Source organism: Flavobacterium aquaticum, assembly GCF_003259835.1.
Classification (GTDB): domain Bacteria; phylum Bacteroidota; class Bacteroidia; order Flavobacteriales; family Flavobacteriaceae; genus Flavobacterium; species Flavobacterium aquaticum.
On sequence record NZ_QLMI01000005.1, the window covers coordinates 213,487 to 229,471 of the forward strand.

At 31.9% G+C, this 15,985-nt stretch carries 14 protein-coding genes; 8 read left to right on the forward strand and 6 right to left on the reverse strand.

Annotated features, from left to right (window positions below):
- Window positions 1-32: 32 nt before the first annotated feature.
- The 5 genes from B0I03_RS09590 (at window position 33) to B0I03_RS09610 (ending at window position 8,021) form a co-directional block, all read left to right on the forward strand.
- A complete protein-coding gene (locus tag B0I03_RS09590; protein ID WP_245902998.1) occupies window positions 33-4,472 on the forward strand; it encodes a translocation/assembly module TamB domain-containing protein in 4,440 nt (1,479 codons plus the stop codon).
- Window positions 4,473-4,609: 137 nt separating this feature from the next.
- Window positions 4,610-5,596 carry a 6-phosphofructokinase gene (gene pfkA, locus B0I03_RS09595; protein ID WP_111567212.1) on the forward strand — a complete coding sequence of 329 codons (987 nt, stop codon included), beginning with the start codon at window positions 4,610-4,612 and terminating at the stop codon, window positions 5,594-5,596.
- Window positions 5,597-5,623: 27 nt separating this feature from the next.
- Complete coding sequence (gene gap, locus B0I03_RS09600) at window positions 5,624-6,634, forward strand: type I glyceraldehyde-3-phosphate dehydrogenase (RefSeq protein WP_111567213.1); 1,011 nt, start codon at window positions 5,624-5,626, stop codon at window positions 6,632-6,634.
- A gap of 74 nt (window positions 6,635-6,708) precedes the next feature.
- On the forward strand, window positions 6,709-7,560 hold the full coding sequence (locus B0I03_RS09605; protein WP_111567214.1) for an N-acetylglucosamine kinase: 852 nt from the start codon (window positions 6,709-6,711) through the stop codon (window positions 7,558-7,560).
- A gap of 89 nt (window positions 7,561-7,649) precedes the next feature.
- The gene (locus B0I03_RS09610; RefSeq protein ID WP_026725788.1) at window positions 7,650-8,021 is read left to right on the forward strand and encodes a methylglyoxal synthase; all 372 of its coding nucleotides are present in this window, start codon (window positions 7,650-7,652) and stop codon (window positions 8,019-8,021) included.
- Between the two features lie 101 nt (window positions 8,022-8,122).
- Here B0I03_RS09610 and B0I03_RS09615 read toward each other — a convergent pair whose 3' ends face one another.
- From B0I03_RS09615 to B0I03_RS09625, 3 genes are all read right to left on the reverse strand, one after another.
- Window positions 8,123-9,298 (reverse strand): endonuclease, encoded by a 1,176-nt coding sequence (locus B0I03_RS09615; protein ID WP_111567215.1) that lies wholly within the window; start codon window positions 9,296-9,298, stop codon window positions 8,123-8,125.
- A gap of 7 nt (window positions 9,299-9,305) precedes the next feature.
- A complete protein-coding gene (locus B0I03_RS09620) occupies window positions 9,306-10,520 on the reverse strand; it encodes an RsmB/NOP family class I SAM-dependent RNA methyltransferase (RefSeq protein ID WP_111567216.1) in 1,215 nt (404 codons plus the stop codon).
- Between the two features lie 73 nt (window positions 10,521-10,593).
- The gene (locus B0I03_RS09625) at window positions 10,594-11,757 is read right to left on the reverse strand and encodes a hypothetical protein (RefSeq protein ID WP_111567217.1); all 1,164 of its coding nucleotides are present in this window, start codon (window positions 11,755-11,757) and stop codon (window positions 10,594-10,596) included.
- 156 nt (window positions 11,758-11,913) lie between these two features.
- On the opposite strand from B0I03_RS09625, the gene B0I03_RS09630 reads away from it, so the two are divergent.
- On the forward strand, window positions 11,914-12,936 hold the full coding sequence (locus tag B0I03_RS09630; protein ID WP_245903000.1) for a WD40/YVTN/BNR-like repeat-containing protein: 1,023 nt from the start codon (window positions 11,914-11,916) through the stop codon (window positions 12,934-12,936).
- Window positions 12,937-12,979: 43 nt separating this feature from the next.
- Here B0I03_RS09630 and B0I03_RS09635 read toward each other — a convergent pair whose 3' ends face one another.
- The 3 genes from B0I03_RS09635 to B0I03_RS09645 are packed head-to-tail and all read right to left on the reverse strand — an operon-like array spanning window position 12,980 to window position 14,437.
- Window positions 12,980-13,429: a sensor of ECF-type sigma factor gene (locus B0I03_RS09635; protein ID WP_111567218.1), complete on the reverse strand. Its 450-nt coding sequence runs from the start codon at window positions 13,427-13,429 to the stop codon at window positions 12,980-12,982.
- A gap of 12 nt (window positions 13,430-13,441) precedes the next feature.
- Complete coding sequence (locus tag B0I03_RS09640; RefSeq protein ID WP_111567219.1) at window positions 13,442-13,864, reverse strand: hypothetical protein; 423 nt, start codon at window positions 13,862-13,864, stop codon at window positions 13,442-13,444.
- A gap of 30 nt (window positions 13,865-13,894) precedes the next feature.
- Window positions 13,895-14,437 carry an RNA polymerase sigma factor gene (locus tag B0I03_RS09645; RefSeq protein ID WP_111567220.1) on the reverse strand — a complete coding sequence of 181 codons (543 nt, stop codon included), beginning with the start codon at window positions 14,435-14,437 and terminating at the stop codon, window positions 13,895-13,897.
- Between the two features lie 116 nt (window positions 14,438-14,553).
- Between B0I03_RS09645 and pdxH the strand changes: the two genes are divergently transcribed.
- Both pdxH and B0I03_RS09655 read left to right on the forward strand, forming a co-directional pair.
- Window positions 14,554-15,198, forward strand: coding sequence for a pyridoxamine 5'-phosphate oxidase (gene pdxH, locus B0I03_RS09650; RefSeq protein ID WP_111567221.1), 645 nt, complete (start codon window positions 14,554-14,556; stop codon window positions 15,196-15,198).
- 235 nt (window positions 15,199-15,433) lie between these two features.
- The gene (locus tag B0I03_RS09655) at window positions 15,434-15,925 is read left to right on the forward strand and encodes a CAP domain-containing protein (protein ID WP_111567222.1); all 492 of its coding nucleotides are present in this window, start codon (window positions 15,434-15,436) and stop codon (window positions 15,923-15,925) included.
- The last annotated feature ends 60 nt before the right edge of the window (window positions 15,926-15,985 follow it).

Below are 15,985 nucleotides of genomic sequence, written 5' to 3' on the forward strand. Positions count from 1 at the left end.
AAATACTATTTCGTTCCCTAATCGCAATTTTATTGCTGTTTCTATTATTGGGTATACTTTTGTCGTTACCTTTTGTGCAAACTGCTTTAGGAAAGTACGCTACAGATAGTTTAAATGAATCATTTGGAACTAATATTTCTATTGAAAAAGTTGCCATTACGCCTTTTGGAAGTGTAAAATTTGGCGATGTTTTAGTTTTAGATCATCATAAAGACACCCTTTTTTACATCAAGAAATTAAATACGTCAATATTAAGTTTCAAGAAAATCTACGATCCAGGTCATCCGTATTTGAAAGATGTGGTTTTGCATGGAATGGATGTTCGCATTGTAAATTACAAAAACGAAGATTATACGAACTTAGATAAATTCATTGAAGCTTTTGATGATGGTTCGCCTTCTTCGGGAAAATTTAGAATGAAAGCGAATAAGATGACGGTTTATAACAGCCGTTTTCAATACATCGATTACAATCTTCAAACTCCAAAAATGCTTGATTTTACTCAACTTAATGGTAAAATTGAAGATTTTTTAATCAAAGGTCCAAATGTTTATACGTTTATAGACAAGTTGTCTTTCAAAGATCATCGTGGGTTGTTGGTAGAGAATATCACGGCTGATTTCACTTACACTAAGAAAAATATTCTGTTAGATCAATTGGCAATGAAAACGCCTTCATCCGAAATGAAAGGTAGAGTAGAATTGAAGTACAATAGAAAAGATTTTTCAGATTTTAATAACAAAGTTATTTTTGATGTTCAGTTTGATAAAGCTACGATTGCTTCAAACGATTTGAATTATTTTTACAATGAATTCGGAAAAAATAATGTCTTTTATGTTGATACGCATTTAATAGGAACATTAAATAATTTCACGACTCATAATCTTAAATTAGTAGATAAGAATCAATCAGAAATTATTGGAACTGCCAATTTTAGAAATCTTTTTGGAAAAGGAAATCAAGAGTTTTATATGAAAGGAAACTTTGATCGAATTACTTCCAATTACGAAGATTTGAAATCAATTCTTCCTCGAATTTTAGGAAATAATTTGCCTTCAGTTTTAGCCAAATTAGGAAATGTAAATATTGCTGGAGATGTTGAATTAACTCAAAAATACATCAACGCCGATGTTTCGATGTTGTCGCAATTAGGTTATTTAGAAGGTAATTTAGCAATGCAAAACATCAATAATATTGATAATGCTTCATATCAAGGAAATATTAAGTTAGATGCTTTTGATTTAGGAACACTTTTAAGTGAAAAACAGATTGGAAAAACTACTTTAGATTTAGACGTTGACGGAAAAGGATTCACTCAAAAATTATTGAATACTGCCATAAAAGGAAAAATTGATAAGTTTTATTATAACGGATATAATTATCAAAACATTTCGGTTGATGGAAGCATGAAAATGCCATATTACAAAGGTTATTTCAATAGTAATGATCCTAATTTAAAAATGGATTTCGATGGAACTATCGATTTGAGTTTGAAAGCTAAAAACTACGATTTTAAAGCCCAAATTGACTATGCCGATTTACATATTTTAAACTTCTACAAATCAGATTCCATTTCCATTTTCAAAGGAAATATCGATTTTAAAGCTAATGGAAATTCAATTGATGATTTAGCGGGAGTACTTCATGTAAATAATGTTTCGTATCAAAATAGTAAAGATTCGTACTTTTTTGATGATTTTCAAGTAACTTCTTCTTTTGATGCTGAACGAATTAGAACCATTGAAATTAATTCTCCAGATATCATTACAGGTCAAATTGTAGGGAAATACAAAGTAAATCAAGTGCAAAAAATGGTTGAAAACGCACTCGGAAGTTTATATGCCAATTATTCACCAAATAAATTAGAAAAAGGGCAATTCATAAATTTTGATTTAACAATCTATGACAAAATTGTAGAAGTTTTTATTCCCGATGTAAAAATATCGGAAAACACTAAAGCAAAAGGAAAAATAAATGGTGATGAAGGAAAGTTTGTTTTCGATTTTACCTCGCCAAATATTATTGTATATGAAAATACAATTGAAAATATTAGTATTGATATCGATAATAAGAATCCACTATATAATGCTTACATAACTGTCGATTCTATTAAAAATGATAAATATAAAATTGCAGATTTCAATTTGATTAATCTTACTTTAAATGATACTTTATTTGTTCGTTCCGAGTTTAAAGGTGGTCCAAAAAGCGAAGATTCGTATGATTTAAACTTGTATCACACAATTAATGAAGACAAGCAATCCATTGTAGGTATTAAAAAATCGGAGATTAAATTCAAAGACTATGTTTGGTTTATCAACGAACAAGAAACAGAAGACAATAAAATTGTATTTGATAAAAAGTTTAAAGATTTTAATTTCGAAAAGTTAACATTATCACACAACAATCAAAAGATTGATTTCTTTGGAACCATGCGTGATTCTACCTATAAAGATTTTAAATTAACCTTTGATGATGTTGATTTGAATAAGGTAACGCCTGCATTAGATAGTTTATCATTTGGCGGAAAAATTAACGGAAACATTATCTACAAGCAAGATAGAAATAAGTATGAACCTGTCTCGAATTTAACCATAGATAGTTTAAAAATCAATCAGTTTTTATTAGGTGATTTAGATTTCAAAATTGAAGGAAACGAAAATTTCAATCAGTTTAAAGTGAATTCGAGTTTAAAACAAGATGGTCAAGAACACTTTTTCTTAGATGGAAATGTAAATTTTGTTGGGCAACAATCAAGTTTGGATTTAGTTGCTGGTTTTGAAAAATTTAATTTAGCTCCATTTGGCTCTTTATTAGGAAGTGTTTTATCGGATGTTAGAGGAAACGCAACAGGTAGAACCACTATTGGAGGTTCTTTAACTAAGCCTGAAATCGATGGTCGTTTATATTTAAATGATGCTGGAATGCGTGTTCCATACCTAAACGTTGACTATGCCTTTGAAAAAAATGCTATTGTAGATTTAACCGAACATCAATTTAGTTTGAGAAAAATTGAAGTAACCGATACTAAATACAAAACAAAAGGTGTAATTGATGGTACAATTCGTCACGAAAATCTTGGCGATTGGGAACTCGATTTACATTTAATTTCGGATAATATTTTAGCTTTAGATACTAAAGATTCAGAAGATGCTTATTATTATGGAACTGCTTTTATGAAAGGTAAAGCTAGTATCACGGGTTCAGTAGATGCATTAAATATCAAAGTAGCGGGTGAATCTGAAAAAGGAACTTCAATAAAAATTCCGGTTAATGATGAAGAAGATTTAGGAAACAATTCCTTTATTAACTTTATGACAACAGAAGAATATCAGAAATCGCTATTGGGTAAAATTGCAAAAGAAAATAAATATCAAGGATTAGAACTCGATTTTAATTTTGATATAGATACCGATGCTGATATTGAGATTATTCTAAACCGCGAAACAGGTCATGCCATGAAAGGAACTGGTGTAGGATCTATGCAAATGAATATAAACACACTGGGTAAATTTGAAATGTTTGGAGATTTTATTGTTCAAGAAGGGCAATATAATTTTAAATATGGAGGAATTATCGATAAAAAATTTAATGTAGAAAAAGGAGGAACTATTCGCTGGGATGGTGAACCAATGGATGCCGTTTTAGATTTAAAAGCAACTTATAAAACGTTAGCAAATCCAGCAGTTTTGGTAGAGAGTGCTTCATTTAATAGAAAAGTAGATACAAACGTAACTATTTTACTAAACGGAAATTTAAGCAATCCACAGCCTGATTTTAATATTGATTTCCCAACGGTAAGTTCCGTTTTAAAAAGTGAAATTGATTACAAATTACAAGACAAAGATACACGTCAAACACAAGCTTTTGCTTTAATGGCTACGGGTTCATTTGTAACTGCTGAATCAACTGGAAATGCAGCTTATGGTTCGTTAATTGAAGGCGCAAGTTCTATCATTAATGGCTTATTTGCTGATGCAGATAGTAACTTACAATTAGGTTTAGATTATTCGCAAGGAAATAGACTAACGGAGGTTTCGGATAGAGTTGGTGTAACAATGAATACACGAATTAACGACCGAATTTCGATAAACGGAAAAGTCGGTGTTCCTGTTGGAGGTGTAACAGAATCGGTTATTGTAGGTAATTTAGAAGTCTTAATTCAAATTAATGAAGACGGAACTTTAAATGCACATGTTTTCAATCGTGAAAACGATATCAATTATGTAGGAGAAGGTATTGGTTATACACAAGGATTAGGAATAACCTACAATGTGGAGTTCAATACTTTCAAAGAAATGATGCAAAAAATATTTAGTAAAAACAAAAAGAAAGACGATACATCAAAATCACAAGATGAATTGCCAGATTCTGAGTTTCCACCTGAATTTATTGAGTTCATTAATCAAAGAAAAACAAAATCTAACGATGCTACAAAACAAGAGCAAATTAGAGTTCCTGAAATCGATTAATTCGTAGTTTTTTAGTAGAAAAATCAAAAAGTTATTAACGAAAACGTTTGAATTTGCAACTATAATTAAATAGTTTGCAAGAATCGCTGTTTTTTAATTTTTCGTTTTATAACTTTACATAAACAATCAAAAATAATATGTCGACAAAGATTAAAAGAGTAGGTGTTTTAACTTCTGGAGGAGATTCTCCTGGAATGAATGCTGCTATTCGTGCTGTGGTTAGAGCTTGTGCTTATTATAATGTAGAATGTGTTGGTATTTACAGAGGATACCAAGGAATGATAGAAGGTGACTTTAAAGAAATGGGACCTCGTGATGTGAAAAACATTATTAATAAAGGTGGAACTATTTTAAAATCGGCACGTTCGGCAGATTTTCGTACAGCAGAAGGAAGAAAAAAAGCTTATGACAATTTAGTAGCGGCTGGAATTGATTCATTTGTAGTAATTGGTGGCGATGGTAGTTTTACTGGAGCTGAAATCTTTAATGAAGAATACGGATTTCCTGTAATTGGAATTCCTGGTACTATTGATAACGATATTTTTGGAACAAGTCATACTTTAGGATACGACACCGCTTTAAATACTGTAATTGATGCGATTGATAAAATTAGAGACACCGCAAATTCACACAACCGATTATTCTTTGTAGAAGTAATGGGAAGAGATGCTGGTCACATTGCATTAAATGCAGGAATTGGAGCAGGAGCAGAGGAAATTCTAATTCCTGAAGAAGATTTTGGTTTAGACCGATTAGTAGAATCGTTAAAAAGAAGTAAAGGTTCAGGAAAAACTTCAAGTATTGTCGTAGTTTCTGAAGGAGATAAAATTGGTAAAAACGTTTTTGAACTAAAAGATTATATTGAAGAGAATATGCCAGAATATGACGTTCGTGTTTCGGTTTTAGGACACATGCAACGTGGCGGTTCTCCATCTTGTTTTGACCGAGTTTTAGCTTCTCGATTGGGAGTTAAAGCTGTTGAAACTTTATTAGAAGGAAAATCAAATTTCATGGTAGGTTTATATCAAGATAAAGTAACCTTAACACCACTAGAACAAGCCATAAAAGGACAAAGTGAAATCGATATGGAATTGGTAAAAGTATCCGATATCGTATCATCATAACAAAATAGTAAATTAAAGAAAAGAAAAATGTCAAAAGTAAAATTAGGAATTAACGGATTCGGAAGAATCGGAAGAATTGTATTTAGAGAAACGTTCAACAGAGATAATGTAGAAGTAGTAGCCATCAACGATTTATTAGATGTAGAGCATTTGGCTTATCTATTAAAATACGATTCAGTTCATGGTCGTTTTAATGGAAAAGTAGAAGTAAAAGACGGAAAATTATATGTTAACGATAAATTTATTCGTGTAACAGCAGAAAGAGATCCCAAATTAATTAAATGGGATGACAAAGATATTGATGTTGATGTTGTTGCAGAATGTACAGGAATTTTTACCACTTTAGAAACCGCTCAAGCTCATATTGATGGTGGTGCGAAAAAAGTTGTAATTTCTTCTCCTTCGGCAGATGCACCAATGTTTGTAATGGGAGTAAATCATACCGAAGCAAAAGCTACAGATACGATTGTTTCAAATGCTTCATGTACAACAAACTGTTTAGCACCATTAGCAAAAGTTATCAACGATAATTTCGGAATTGTAGAAGGTTTAATGACAACAGTTCACTCATCAACGGCAACACAAATGGTAGCTGATGGTCCTTCTAAAAAAGATTGGAGAGGGGGTCGTGCAGCTAGTGTAAACATTATTCCATCTTCAACAGGAGCTGCAAAAGCGGTTGGAAAAGTAATTCCAGAATTAAACGGAAAATTAACAGGAATGTCTTTCCGTGTACCAACAGTTGATGTTTCTGTAGTTGACTTAACAGTTAAATTAGCTAAAGAAACTACTTATGAAGAAATCATGAAAGTGCTTAAAAATGCTTCTGAAACTTCAATGAAAGGTATTTTAGGATTCACAGAAGACGATGTGGTTTCTCAAGATTTTGTGGGCGATTCAAGAACTTCTGTAGTAGATGCTAAAGCTGGAATTGGATTAAACTCGACTTTCTTTAAATTGGTTTCTTGGTACGATAATGAATACGGTTATTCAAGTAAATTAATTGATTTATCAGTACATGTTGCTGGTTTAAAATAATATTTCTTTTAAAAAATCCCGTTACATTTGTATGCGGGATTTTTTGTTCCCAAAACTAAACTAACACCAACCAAATGAAATTACTTGTTGACAGTGGTTCTACTAAAGCCGATTGGATTGCAATTGATGATAACGGAAAAGTATTATTCACTACTCAAACTTTAGGATTAAACCCTGAAGTATTACAAAAAGAAGAAATCATCAATCGTTTAGACGATAAATTTGATATTTCGCACAACAAAGACAAAGCAACACACTTATTCTTCTACGGAGCAGGTTGTGGAACCGACCGAATGAAAGACTTCTTAACCTTGGTTTTTCAAGATTATTTTACAAATGCTTCTGTTGTGGTTCATGAAGACACGTATGCAGCCGTGTATGCTACAACACCAAAAGACGAAAAAGCTATTGTTTGTATCTTAGGAACGGGTTCAAATTGTTCTTATTTTGATGGAAAAGTGTTGCATCAAAAAGTACAATCGTTAGGCTATATTGCGATGGATGATTGTTCTGGAAATCGTTTTGGACGTCATTTGATTCGTGCGTATTATTTCAATAAAATGCCGAAAGAATTAGCGCAAGAATTTGAAGAAGAATACAATTTGGATGCCGATTATATCAAACACAATTTATACAAAGAACCAAATCCTAATGCGTATTTAGCCACTTTTGCGAAGTTTTTAATTCGTCATAAAGACACCGAATTCTGCCAAAAATTCATTCAAAAAGAAATGGAAGCTTTTGTTGAAAATTATATTGAACAATTTGAAAATTGCAAAGAAGTTCCCGTTCATTTTATTGGTTCAATTGCCTTTTATTTGAAAGATGAATTAACCAATGTTTTAGAAAAACGCGGAATTACAATAGGAAATGTGTTACGAAGACCAATCGATGGTTTAATTGAATATCACATTTTAAACAAATAAAAAATAAATTTAAAGTAGTTGAAATCTCAAATCAGAAGCTATCGATTTGGGATTTTTTCTTTTTATCTTTGTAAGGAAATTAGTTACTCATGGAAATAGCCATTATAGCACACGACGGAAAAAAAGCCGATATGGTGCAGTTTTTAAATAAGAACAAAACCATTTTATCGAAAGAAAAAATAAAAATCATTGCTACCGGAACCACAGGTGGAAGGGCAGAAGCAGCCGGTTTTAAAGTAAAGAAAATGCTTTCTGGACCTTTAGGTGGCGATGCCCAAATTGCAGCACGAGTAGCAGAAGGAAAAACAAAAATGGTTTTATTCTTTAAAGATCCAAACTCCAGCCACGCTCACGAAGCGGATATTAACATGCTTATTCGTATTTGCGATGTACACAACGTGCCATTAGCAACAAATGAAGCGACAGCTCAGTTGTTGTTATTGGGTTTGGATGAAGTTTAGAGTTTATTTAATAAACACTTATACGTTATCTTAAAAAATGCAAAACAAAAAAAGCCTCATCATTTTTTGATGAGGCTTTTTTTGTTTTATAATTTGAAATCTTAGTTTACAATAACTTTCTTAGTTGCTACTCCATTTTCAGAAGCTAATTGCACTAAATAAAATCCACTAGATAAGTTATTCACTTTGTATGAATTATCAACTCGCGTAGGGTTTTTAATTTCTTGGATGATTTGTCCGTTGATGTTGTATAAAACGATTGATTTTAACTCTGTTTCAGAAGAAATAGTTACTTCGTTATTGATTGCAGGATTTGGGTAAATTGAAATTGTGTTTTCGAATGCAAAACTTTCAGAAGAAAGAATATCAACAGTATTACATTGAGTGATCCAAATATCACAAACATAATTAGGATTGTCAATAAAAGGATTTCTATTTCCTTGAAAATTATAAATTGCATTGTTTTGTGCAATTTCTTTAGCAGAAACAGGATCTTGTTTGTGCCACTTAATTAATAATAATATAAATGAATCAGAGAAAACTTTATTTGTAGAACCATCAAACATGTTTTTTGCTTCACAAGAACTTGCGTTAGCACCAATGTAAAAATCATCCATTAAACTCTCATATCGTGTAGCAAAATAAAAATAAGAACGAGCAATATCACCTTTAAATTCATCTATTGGTTCAAATACTGTTCCGGCAAAATCAGAAAATGGAGAAATAGTATTACTCCCTTTTTTAGAATTATTTATTGAATTACAAGGAATATTAGTAGCTCCAGTATTGCAAGGACTTGTAGAACCTGATACAATGCCAAATGGTAAATTATTTCTCCATCCATTTACTTTTCCATCAGCTGGGACAACATGAAATGGATCATTTTTCATTGGATTATCACCATAATGATCGAAGTAAGATTGAGGAACTAAATGTTCTCTGTTATAACAATCTCCTTCATTATTATAACTACCACATTGATCTGTAGACGGTGTAAAAGGATAACTTCCTGTTTCTGGGCTTCCAATTATCTCAGAGTACATATCGTAAATACTATTGTCATTATCATCATATTGATCGTGAAATGTATTATTGTTTGCATATAAAGTCCATAATGCTCCGTAACCTTGATCAACATGACCTGAGGTAATTATTGTACTTAACTGTGTCTTTAATGTATAACCACTTCCCGTTGCAGTACTATAATATCCAGCTGGAATTTGTGTCCAACCCATTAATGAACACAATAAAAACGTTAGTAGGTAATGTTTTTTCATATCAATTTTATTTTTTTCTTTCTAATAATGCCATGTAAAATCCGTCGAAGCCACTTTCGTGAGCTAATACTTTTTGGTCTTTTACAAAGTTAAATTCTTTTCCAATTTCGGTGCTTAAGAAATGCTTAATTTGTTCTTGATTTTCTGAAGGTAATACCGAACAAGTTGCATAAACTAATTTTCCACCTGGTTTTACAATTTTTGAATAATTTTCTAACACTTCAGCCTGAACTTTTCGAATATTATCAATAAATTCTGGTTGTAATTTCCATTTGCTATCAGGGTTTCTTTTTAAAACTCCTAATCCACTACAAGGTGCGTCAATTAAAACTCTATCGGCTTTTTCGTGTAATTTTTTTATCGTTTTAGTACTTTCAATAACTCTAGGTTCAATGTTGAAAGCACCGTTTCTTTTAGCTCTGATTTTTAATTGCTTTAATTTACTTTCGTACAAATCCATTGCAATTAATTGGCCTTTATTTTCCATTAAAGAAGCCAAATGCAAGGTTTTTCCACCCGCACCCGCACAAGTATCCACAACGCGCATTCCTGGCTGAACATCTAAGAAATAAGCTACTAATTGAGAAGAAGCGTCTTGTACTTCAAATAAACCATCTTTAAAAGCATCTGTTAAAAAAACATTAGCTCTTTCTGTTAAAATTAAAGCATCTGGATAATCTTTATGAAACTCGGTTTCAATATTCAAATCCATTAAGATAGCTCTTAATTTTTCTTTAGTTGTTTTAAGTTTATTTACTCTTAAAATTACTTTTGCTTGTTCGTTTTGAGCTGCTAATTCTTTAGTCCAAGTTTCTTCACCTAATTCCTTAACACCCAATTCGTCCATCCAATCTGGAATAGATTCTCTGAATTTTCTGGTTTTGGTTAATTCATCAAATTTTCCTTTGATTCTTCTAACCGGTGTATCTTCAAAATATTTCCAATCGGGTAGGGTATAACCTCGTAATACTGCCCATACGGCAAATATTCTCCAAATTTTATCTCTATCAAAAGGTTCTTTTACTTCTGCAATTTCGGTGTATAAACGTTTCCATCTTACGATTTCGTAAATGGTTTCAGCTACGAATTTTCTATCGTGACTTCCCCAACGTTTGTCTTTTTTTAAAGCTCTAGCAACAACTTTATCAGCGTATTCACCTTCGTTAAAAATCGCCATTAGCGAATCGATTGTTGTGAATACTAAATTTCTGTGTAATCTCATTATTTATTTTAAATCAGCCTGCAAAGATACGAATAAAAATAAAAAAAGCTGCCAAAATTGACAGCTTTAATATTTATCCTCTTCCGCTTCCTCTTCCTTCGGAACCTCTTGAGTTTGAATTGCCTCGTGGAGCACTATTTCTTGGTTGAGAGTTACCTCTTGAAGAATTTCCTCGATATTCAGAATTTCCTCTGTTTCCCGAACTTGAAATAGTTCCTCTGTCTTTAGAAGAATTACCTCTGTTTTCAGTATATTCTCTGCCACCATTTGATCTTGGACCTTCGTTTCTTCCTCTATTTTCGGTAGTAACTCTTGGAGAATTCCCTCTGTTTTCAGTTACAACTCGTGTACCAGAATTTCCTCTTGTTCCGTTACTTCTTGGAGTACTTGTTTCTGTTCTAGTTCTTGGCGTAGTTCCGTTAAATTCTCTTGTTTCACGATTTCCTCTTGGTGAGTTTGAAGTTATTTCGCTTCTATTTCGTGGCGAATTGATGTTTCTTCTTGAATCTAATTCATAACGGTTTGAATATCCTGAATTTCTATGTGCAAATGAACGATTTGGATATCTTCTTTCATAACCATTTCCTCTTCTACCATAATAGTTGTTATAAACTGAAGCACATCTTCTGTGTGAAACATAGTGATAGCTGTGACCAAAATTAATATGAACATGAATGTGATTTCTGTATCTAAAAATTGGGAACGGATTCCAGTAATAGTAGTAACTTGGATAATAACCCCAATACCATGATGAATAATACGGACGATAGTTTCCTACCCAAAATGTATTATAAATTACCGGAGTATGAACATAAACGGGCTCATAAATATAATTCGTACCATACATATAAACATCACCAACAACCTGAACTTGAACACGGTTATTGCTATCGCGTTCTACTTCAATGGTAGCTACATCTTGAAAAACATCTTTTTCTAAAACCGCTTGCACTACAACTAAATGTACATTGCCTTCAACCGTTTCAATAACTCTTAAATAATCAACGTAATTATCGTTATTCAAATCTAAATTAGAGATTTGAGTTTTTGGATCATTCAATCTTCTTTCAAAATCTTCTAAGTCTTTTGCATCACCAAAAACAGTTGCAACCGCTCTTAAATCTAAGTTGTCGCTGATATCCGAATTTTTTGCTGTAACCGTAGTTTTTTCTTGTGCAAAAAGTGAACCTATCGTCAATGATGCCAGTAAGCTCAGATGTATCAATTTCGTTTTCATAATATATTCTTTTAAGGGTTCTTATTTCTATTTTAAGTTAACCAATTACTGTGCCAAAGTTTTTCAATACTAATCAATTTATTGATAATCAAATGTTTGTAAAATATATTTTTGCTTTGAAACATTTCCACTATATTTGAAAATAAAACCTATCCAATGAAGAAAATAGTTGTATTTCTGTTATTCATAAGTATTTCAGTAGTAGCTCAAAGCAGAAAATTTAAATCGGAAGTAATTCTCGAAACGAAATTGAGTTGCAGAGCCATTTTTGTTGATGATGAAAAAGTATGGATGGGAATGGATAAAGGTCGTTACGGATTTTACGATAAGAAAAAAGATACTACCATTTTAAAAGAAATTCAATCCGTTCCCCGAACTACCGAATTTAGAAGTATTGCAGGAACCAAAGAAGCTATTTTCATTCTAGCGGTTGGAAATCCAGCGATGTTGATTCGTATTGATAAAAAAACGTTGGAAGAAACTGTTGTTTATAGAGAAGAACATGAAAAAGTGTTTTATGATAGTATGCAATTTGTGGATGATTTAAACGGATTTGCCATGGGTGACCCAATCGAAAACTGTTTAGCATTCATAAAAACTAACGATGGTGGCAAAACGTGGCAAAAAGTAAATTGCGATGTTTTACCAAAAGTTGCCGAAGGTGAAGCCGCTTTTGCAACTAGTAACACGAATTTAACTATAAAAGGGAAATCGATTTTTATGGTTTCTGGAGGAAAGAAATCGAGAGTTTTTGTTTCTAAGGATTTTGGTGCAACTTGGAAAGTATATGAAACGCCAATTGTTCAAGGCGAAATTATGACAGGAATTTTTACTGCTGATTTTTATAACGAAAAAATCGGAATTATTGCAGGTGGAAATTACGAAAAACAAGACCAAAATTGGGCAAACAAAGCCATCACAAAAAACGGTGGAAAAACTTGGAAACTAATCGCCGAAAAAGAAGCTTTTGGTTACGCATCTTGTGTTCAATTTGTTCCGAATAGTAAAGGGAAACAGTTAATTTCTGTTGGTGGAACTGGAATGTTTTACTCGGCTGATTTTGACAAAACTTGGACAAAATTCTCTGATGATAAAGATTTTTATACTTTTAGATTTGAATCAGAGAAAGTGTTTTATGCTACTGGAAGAAATAAGTTGGTTCGATTTCAAATGGAATAAAAAAAAGCGCTCAACTTATGTTGAACGCTTTTAAGATTTATAACTAACCTCTTCTTTTTTCGCGCATTTGTTTTAATAATTCTCTATTAAAATCTTCTTCGGCTTTTTTTAGTTTGATGATTTTTTTGGCACTAATTACGCCTTGTAAATCTTTGATGAATTTCTTTTTTAAATTGAATAAATCTTCTTCAATTTTTTCCATTTGTGCTAATGAATTAGACGCATCTTTTTCACTTAATTTTTCAACATTTCCAGGCTTGAATCGGTCTAAAATGCTTCTCATTTTTTCATGACGTAGCTCTGCCTGATTATCATCAAAAGCATTATAAATAGGCCAAAATTTTTGAGCTTCATCTGTAGTTAATTCTAATTGCTCAGTAATATAAGCCACTTTTAGTGCTTTTACTTTTTCTCTTTTTTCTTTAAACCCTTGAGAAAAAGATAACGATGTAACTAAAAGAAATATAATTGGAAGTATGATTTTCGTTTTCATAATGGGTAAATTTTATTCGTTAATGTAATATTCTAGGTTTTCCGATTCGGAAAGATAATCTTCAACAGCATCAGGATTTGATTCGTTTAAAGATAAATTATTTTCTATTGCTGTAATATCTTCATCGGTTAAGTGTTTGGATAATTCTGTGATGCCAATTCCTTGTTGTTGAGATAAATAACTTTCAATGGTAGAAGCATCAAGCGAACTTTCCTTAGCCATATTGAAATAAACCGGAATGGCGATTGCGATTAAAAAAACAGCAGCAATAGCGCTTATCCAAACTTGTTTTCTGTAGAATAAGGAAACTACTTTTGTTTCTTTTTCTATTGGAATTTGGGCCATCATTTTAGCTTCGAATTGCTCAAAGTAATTTTCTGGAACTTTAAATCCCGATTTTATTTCGTTTTTATTTTCTAAATCAAAAGGTTTCATATCTATTGGACAAAAATTATTGGTAAAGGTTTAATGTGAATGTAAAAAATCTTCAATTTTCTTAACTGCAATGTGGTAACTCGCCTTTAAAGCACCCACCGAAGTTTCTAGAGTTTCCGACATTTCTTCGTATTTTAATTCTTCAAAATAGCGCATTTTAAAAACCAATTGTTGCTTTTCAGGTAAAGTGGCAATTGCTTTTTGTAATTTCAGTTGAATTTCATCGCCATCAAAAAAAACATCACTTTCTAGTTTGTTTACGGCTTTTTGTTGGGCTTCTTCATTTGAAATCCCTTGTTTCTTTGCTCGCTGTTGCATAAAAGTAATGGCTTCATTAGTTGCAATTCGGTACATCCAAGAATATAATTTGCTATCGCCTTTAAAATTTTTTAGATTTCCAAATACTTTTATAAATGTGTTTTGCAGCACATCATCAGCATCATCGTGACTCAAAACCATGTTTCTGATGTGATAATACAAGGGTTTTTGATACAATTGCAATAGCTTTCTAAACGCTTCATTTTGCGTTTTCGGGTTTAGTAATTCGGAAATGAAAGCTTTTTCGTCTTGCAAAATGCTGAATTTGATTATAAGACTAAAGATATTCAAAAAGGTTTAATTTTAATTTTTGTTTTAGTAAAAAAACGAGTTTCCCTTTGTAACTTTGCTTTGTTGAAACAACTGTTATTATGAAAGATTTAAGCAATTATAGAAAATCATACGAAAAGAGCGAGTTATTGGAAAACCAAATTCCGGAAGATCCTATTAATTTATTCCATCGATGGTTTTACGAAGCGGAAGAATTAAATGCTGCAGAAGAAGTGAATGCGATGACCGTAACGACTATTGGTTTAGACGGTTTCCCGAAAGCTCGCGTGGTGTTGCTTAAGAAATTTAATGAAGAAGGTTTTATTTTTTACACCAATTATAATTCCGAAAAAGGAAAAGCTATTTTAAATAATCCGAATGTGTGTTTATCGTTCTTTTGGCCAACGGTGGAACGTCAGATTATTATAAAAGGAATTGCTGAAAAAACGGCTGAGAATATTTCCGATAATTATTTTGCATCACGACCAGATGGAAGTAAGCTTGGTGCGATTGTTTCGCCACAAAGTGAAGTAATTCCGAATCGTGAATTTCTAGAAGAAAATTTAAAACAGTTAGAAAAAGAGTGGGAGGGAAAAGAAATTTTGCGTCCGGCACATTGGGGTGGTTTTTTAGTACGACCAGTAGAAGTGGAGTTTTGGCAAGGAAGACCTAACCGTTTGCATGACCGAATTCGCTATCAATTAACCAATGAATACGATTGGAAAATAGAACGATTATCGCCTTGATAATCAATATTTTATATTTTTAATTCAAAATCCTAAGTTTTTTAACTTGGGATTTTTTTATTCCTGTAAGTAAAGTTTTAAGTAATTGATATTCAAATGTTTAAAACGTTAAATTTTAATGCATTTCATCGATTTTTTTTGCAAGTTACCGATGATTTTGTACATTTGTCCTGTTAATCAATCACTTAATCGATTTTTAGTATTTATTAACACAACAACTTAAAACTCTCTACTTATGAAAAAATTAATGATTACTCTTTTTGCCCTAACAATTAGTTTATCATCTTTAACATCATGTTCATCTGACAGTGAAAGTGTAAGCGAACCAATTGAAACTGCTAAAAACTACACACACAATGCTGGTGAGTTAGAATTATTAGATAAAGTTAATGAATACAGAGTTTCTATAGGATTAAATCCATTGCAAATTATAGAGCATATTTCTTATAAATCTTCAGAACACAATGCTTATATGTTAGCTACACAAACGGTAACACATGAAGGTTTTGATCAAAGAAAATCAAATTTGCAATCGGTTTTAGGAGCTTATAGAGTAGGTGAAAATGTTGCTTTTGCTTATGCTACGGCACAATCTACAGTTAATGCTTGGGTAAATAGTCCAAGTCATAAAGCAAATTTAGAAGGCGATTACACGCATTTTGGAGCTTCGATAAAAATGGATGAACAAGGTAGAAAATACTACACGAATATGTTCATTAAAAAATAAAATTTCATGTTTGTTTATAGAAAAAGCAGCTGTTTTGAGAGAAATAGCTGCTTTTTTGTA

Coding starts and splice junctions, on each gene's coding strand:
- B0I03_RS09615 (WP_111567215.1), bottom strand. CDS start 9,298: ATGAAAAAACATTACCTACTAACGTTTTTATTGTGTTCATTAATGGGT.
- B0I03_RS09625 (WP_111567217.1), bottom strand. CDS start 11,757: ATGAAAACGAAATTGATACATCTGAGCTTACTGGCATCATTGACGATA.
- B0I03_RS09610 (WP_026725788.1), top strand. CDS start 7,650: ATGGAAATAGCCATTATAGCACACGACGGAAAAAAAGCCGATATGGTG.
- B0I03_RS09655 (WP_111567222.1), top strand. CDS start 15,434: ATGAAAAAATTAATGATTACTCTTTTTGCCCTAACAATTAGTTTATCA.
- B0I03_RS09635 (WP_111567218.1), bottom strand. CDS start 13,429: ATGAAAACGAAAATCATACTTCCAATTATATTTCTTTTAGTTACATCG.
- gap (WP_111567213.1), top strand. CDS start 5,624: ATGTCAAAAGTAAAATTAGGAATTAACGGATTCGGAAGAATCGGAAGA.
- B0I03_RS09605 (WP_111567214.1), top strand. CDS start 6,709: ATGAAATTACTTGTTGACAGTGGTTCTACTAAAGCCGATTGGATTGCA.
- B0I03_RS09630 (WP_245903000.1), top strand. CDS start 11,914: ATGAAGAAAATAGTTGTATTTCTGTTATTCATAAGTATTTCAGTAGTA.
- pdxH (WP_111567221.1), top strand. CDS start 14,554: ATGAAAGATTTAAGCAATTATAGAAAATCATACGAAAAGAGCGAGTTA.
- pfkA (WP_111567212.1), top strand. CDS start 4,610: ATGTCGACAAAGATTAAAAGAGTAGGTGTTTTAACTTCTGGAGGAGAT.
- B0I03_RS09620 (WP_111567216.1), bottom strand. CDS start 10,520: ATGAGATTACACAGAAATTTAGTATTCACAACAATCGATTCGCTAATG.
- B0I03_RS09640 (WP_111567219.1), bottom strand. CDS start 13,864: ATGAAACCTTTTGATTTAGAAAATAAAAACGAAATAAAATCGGGATTT.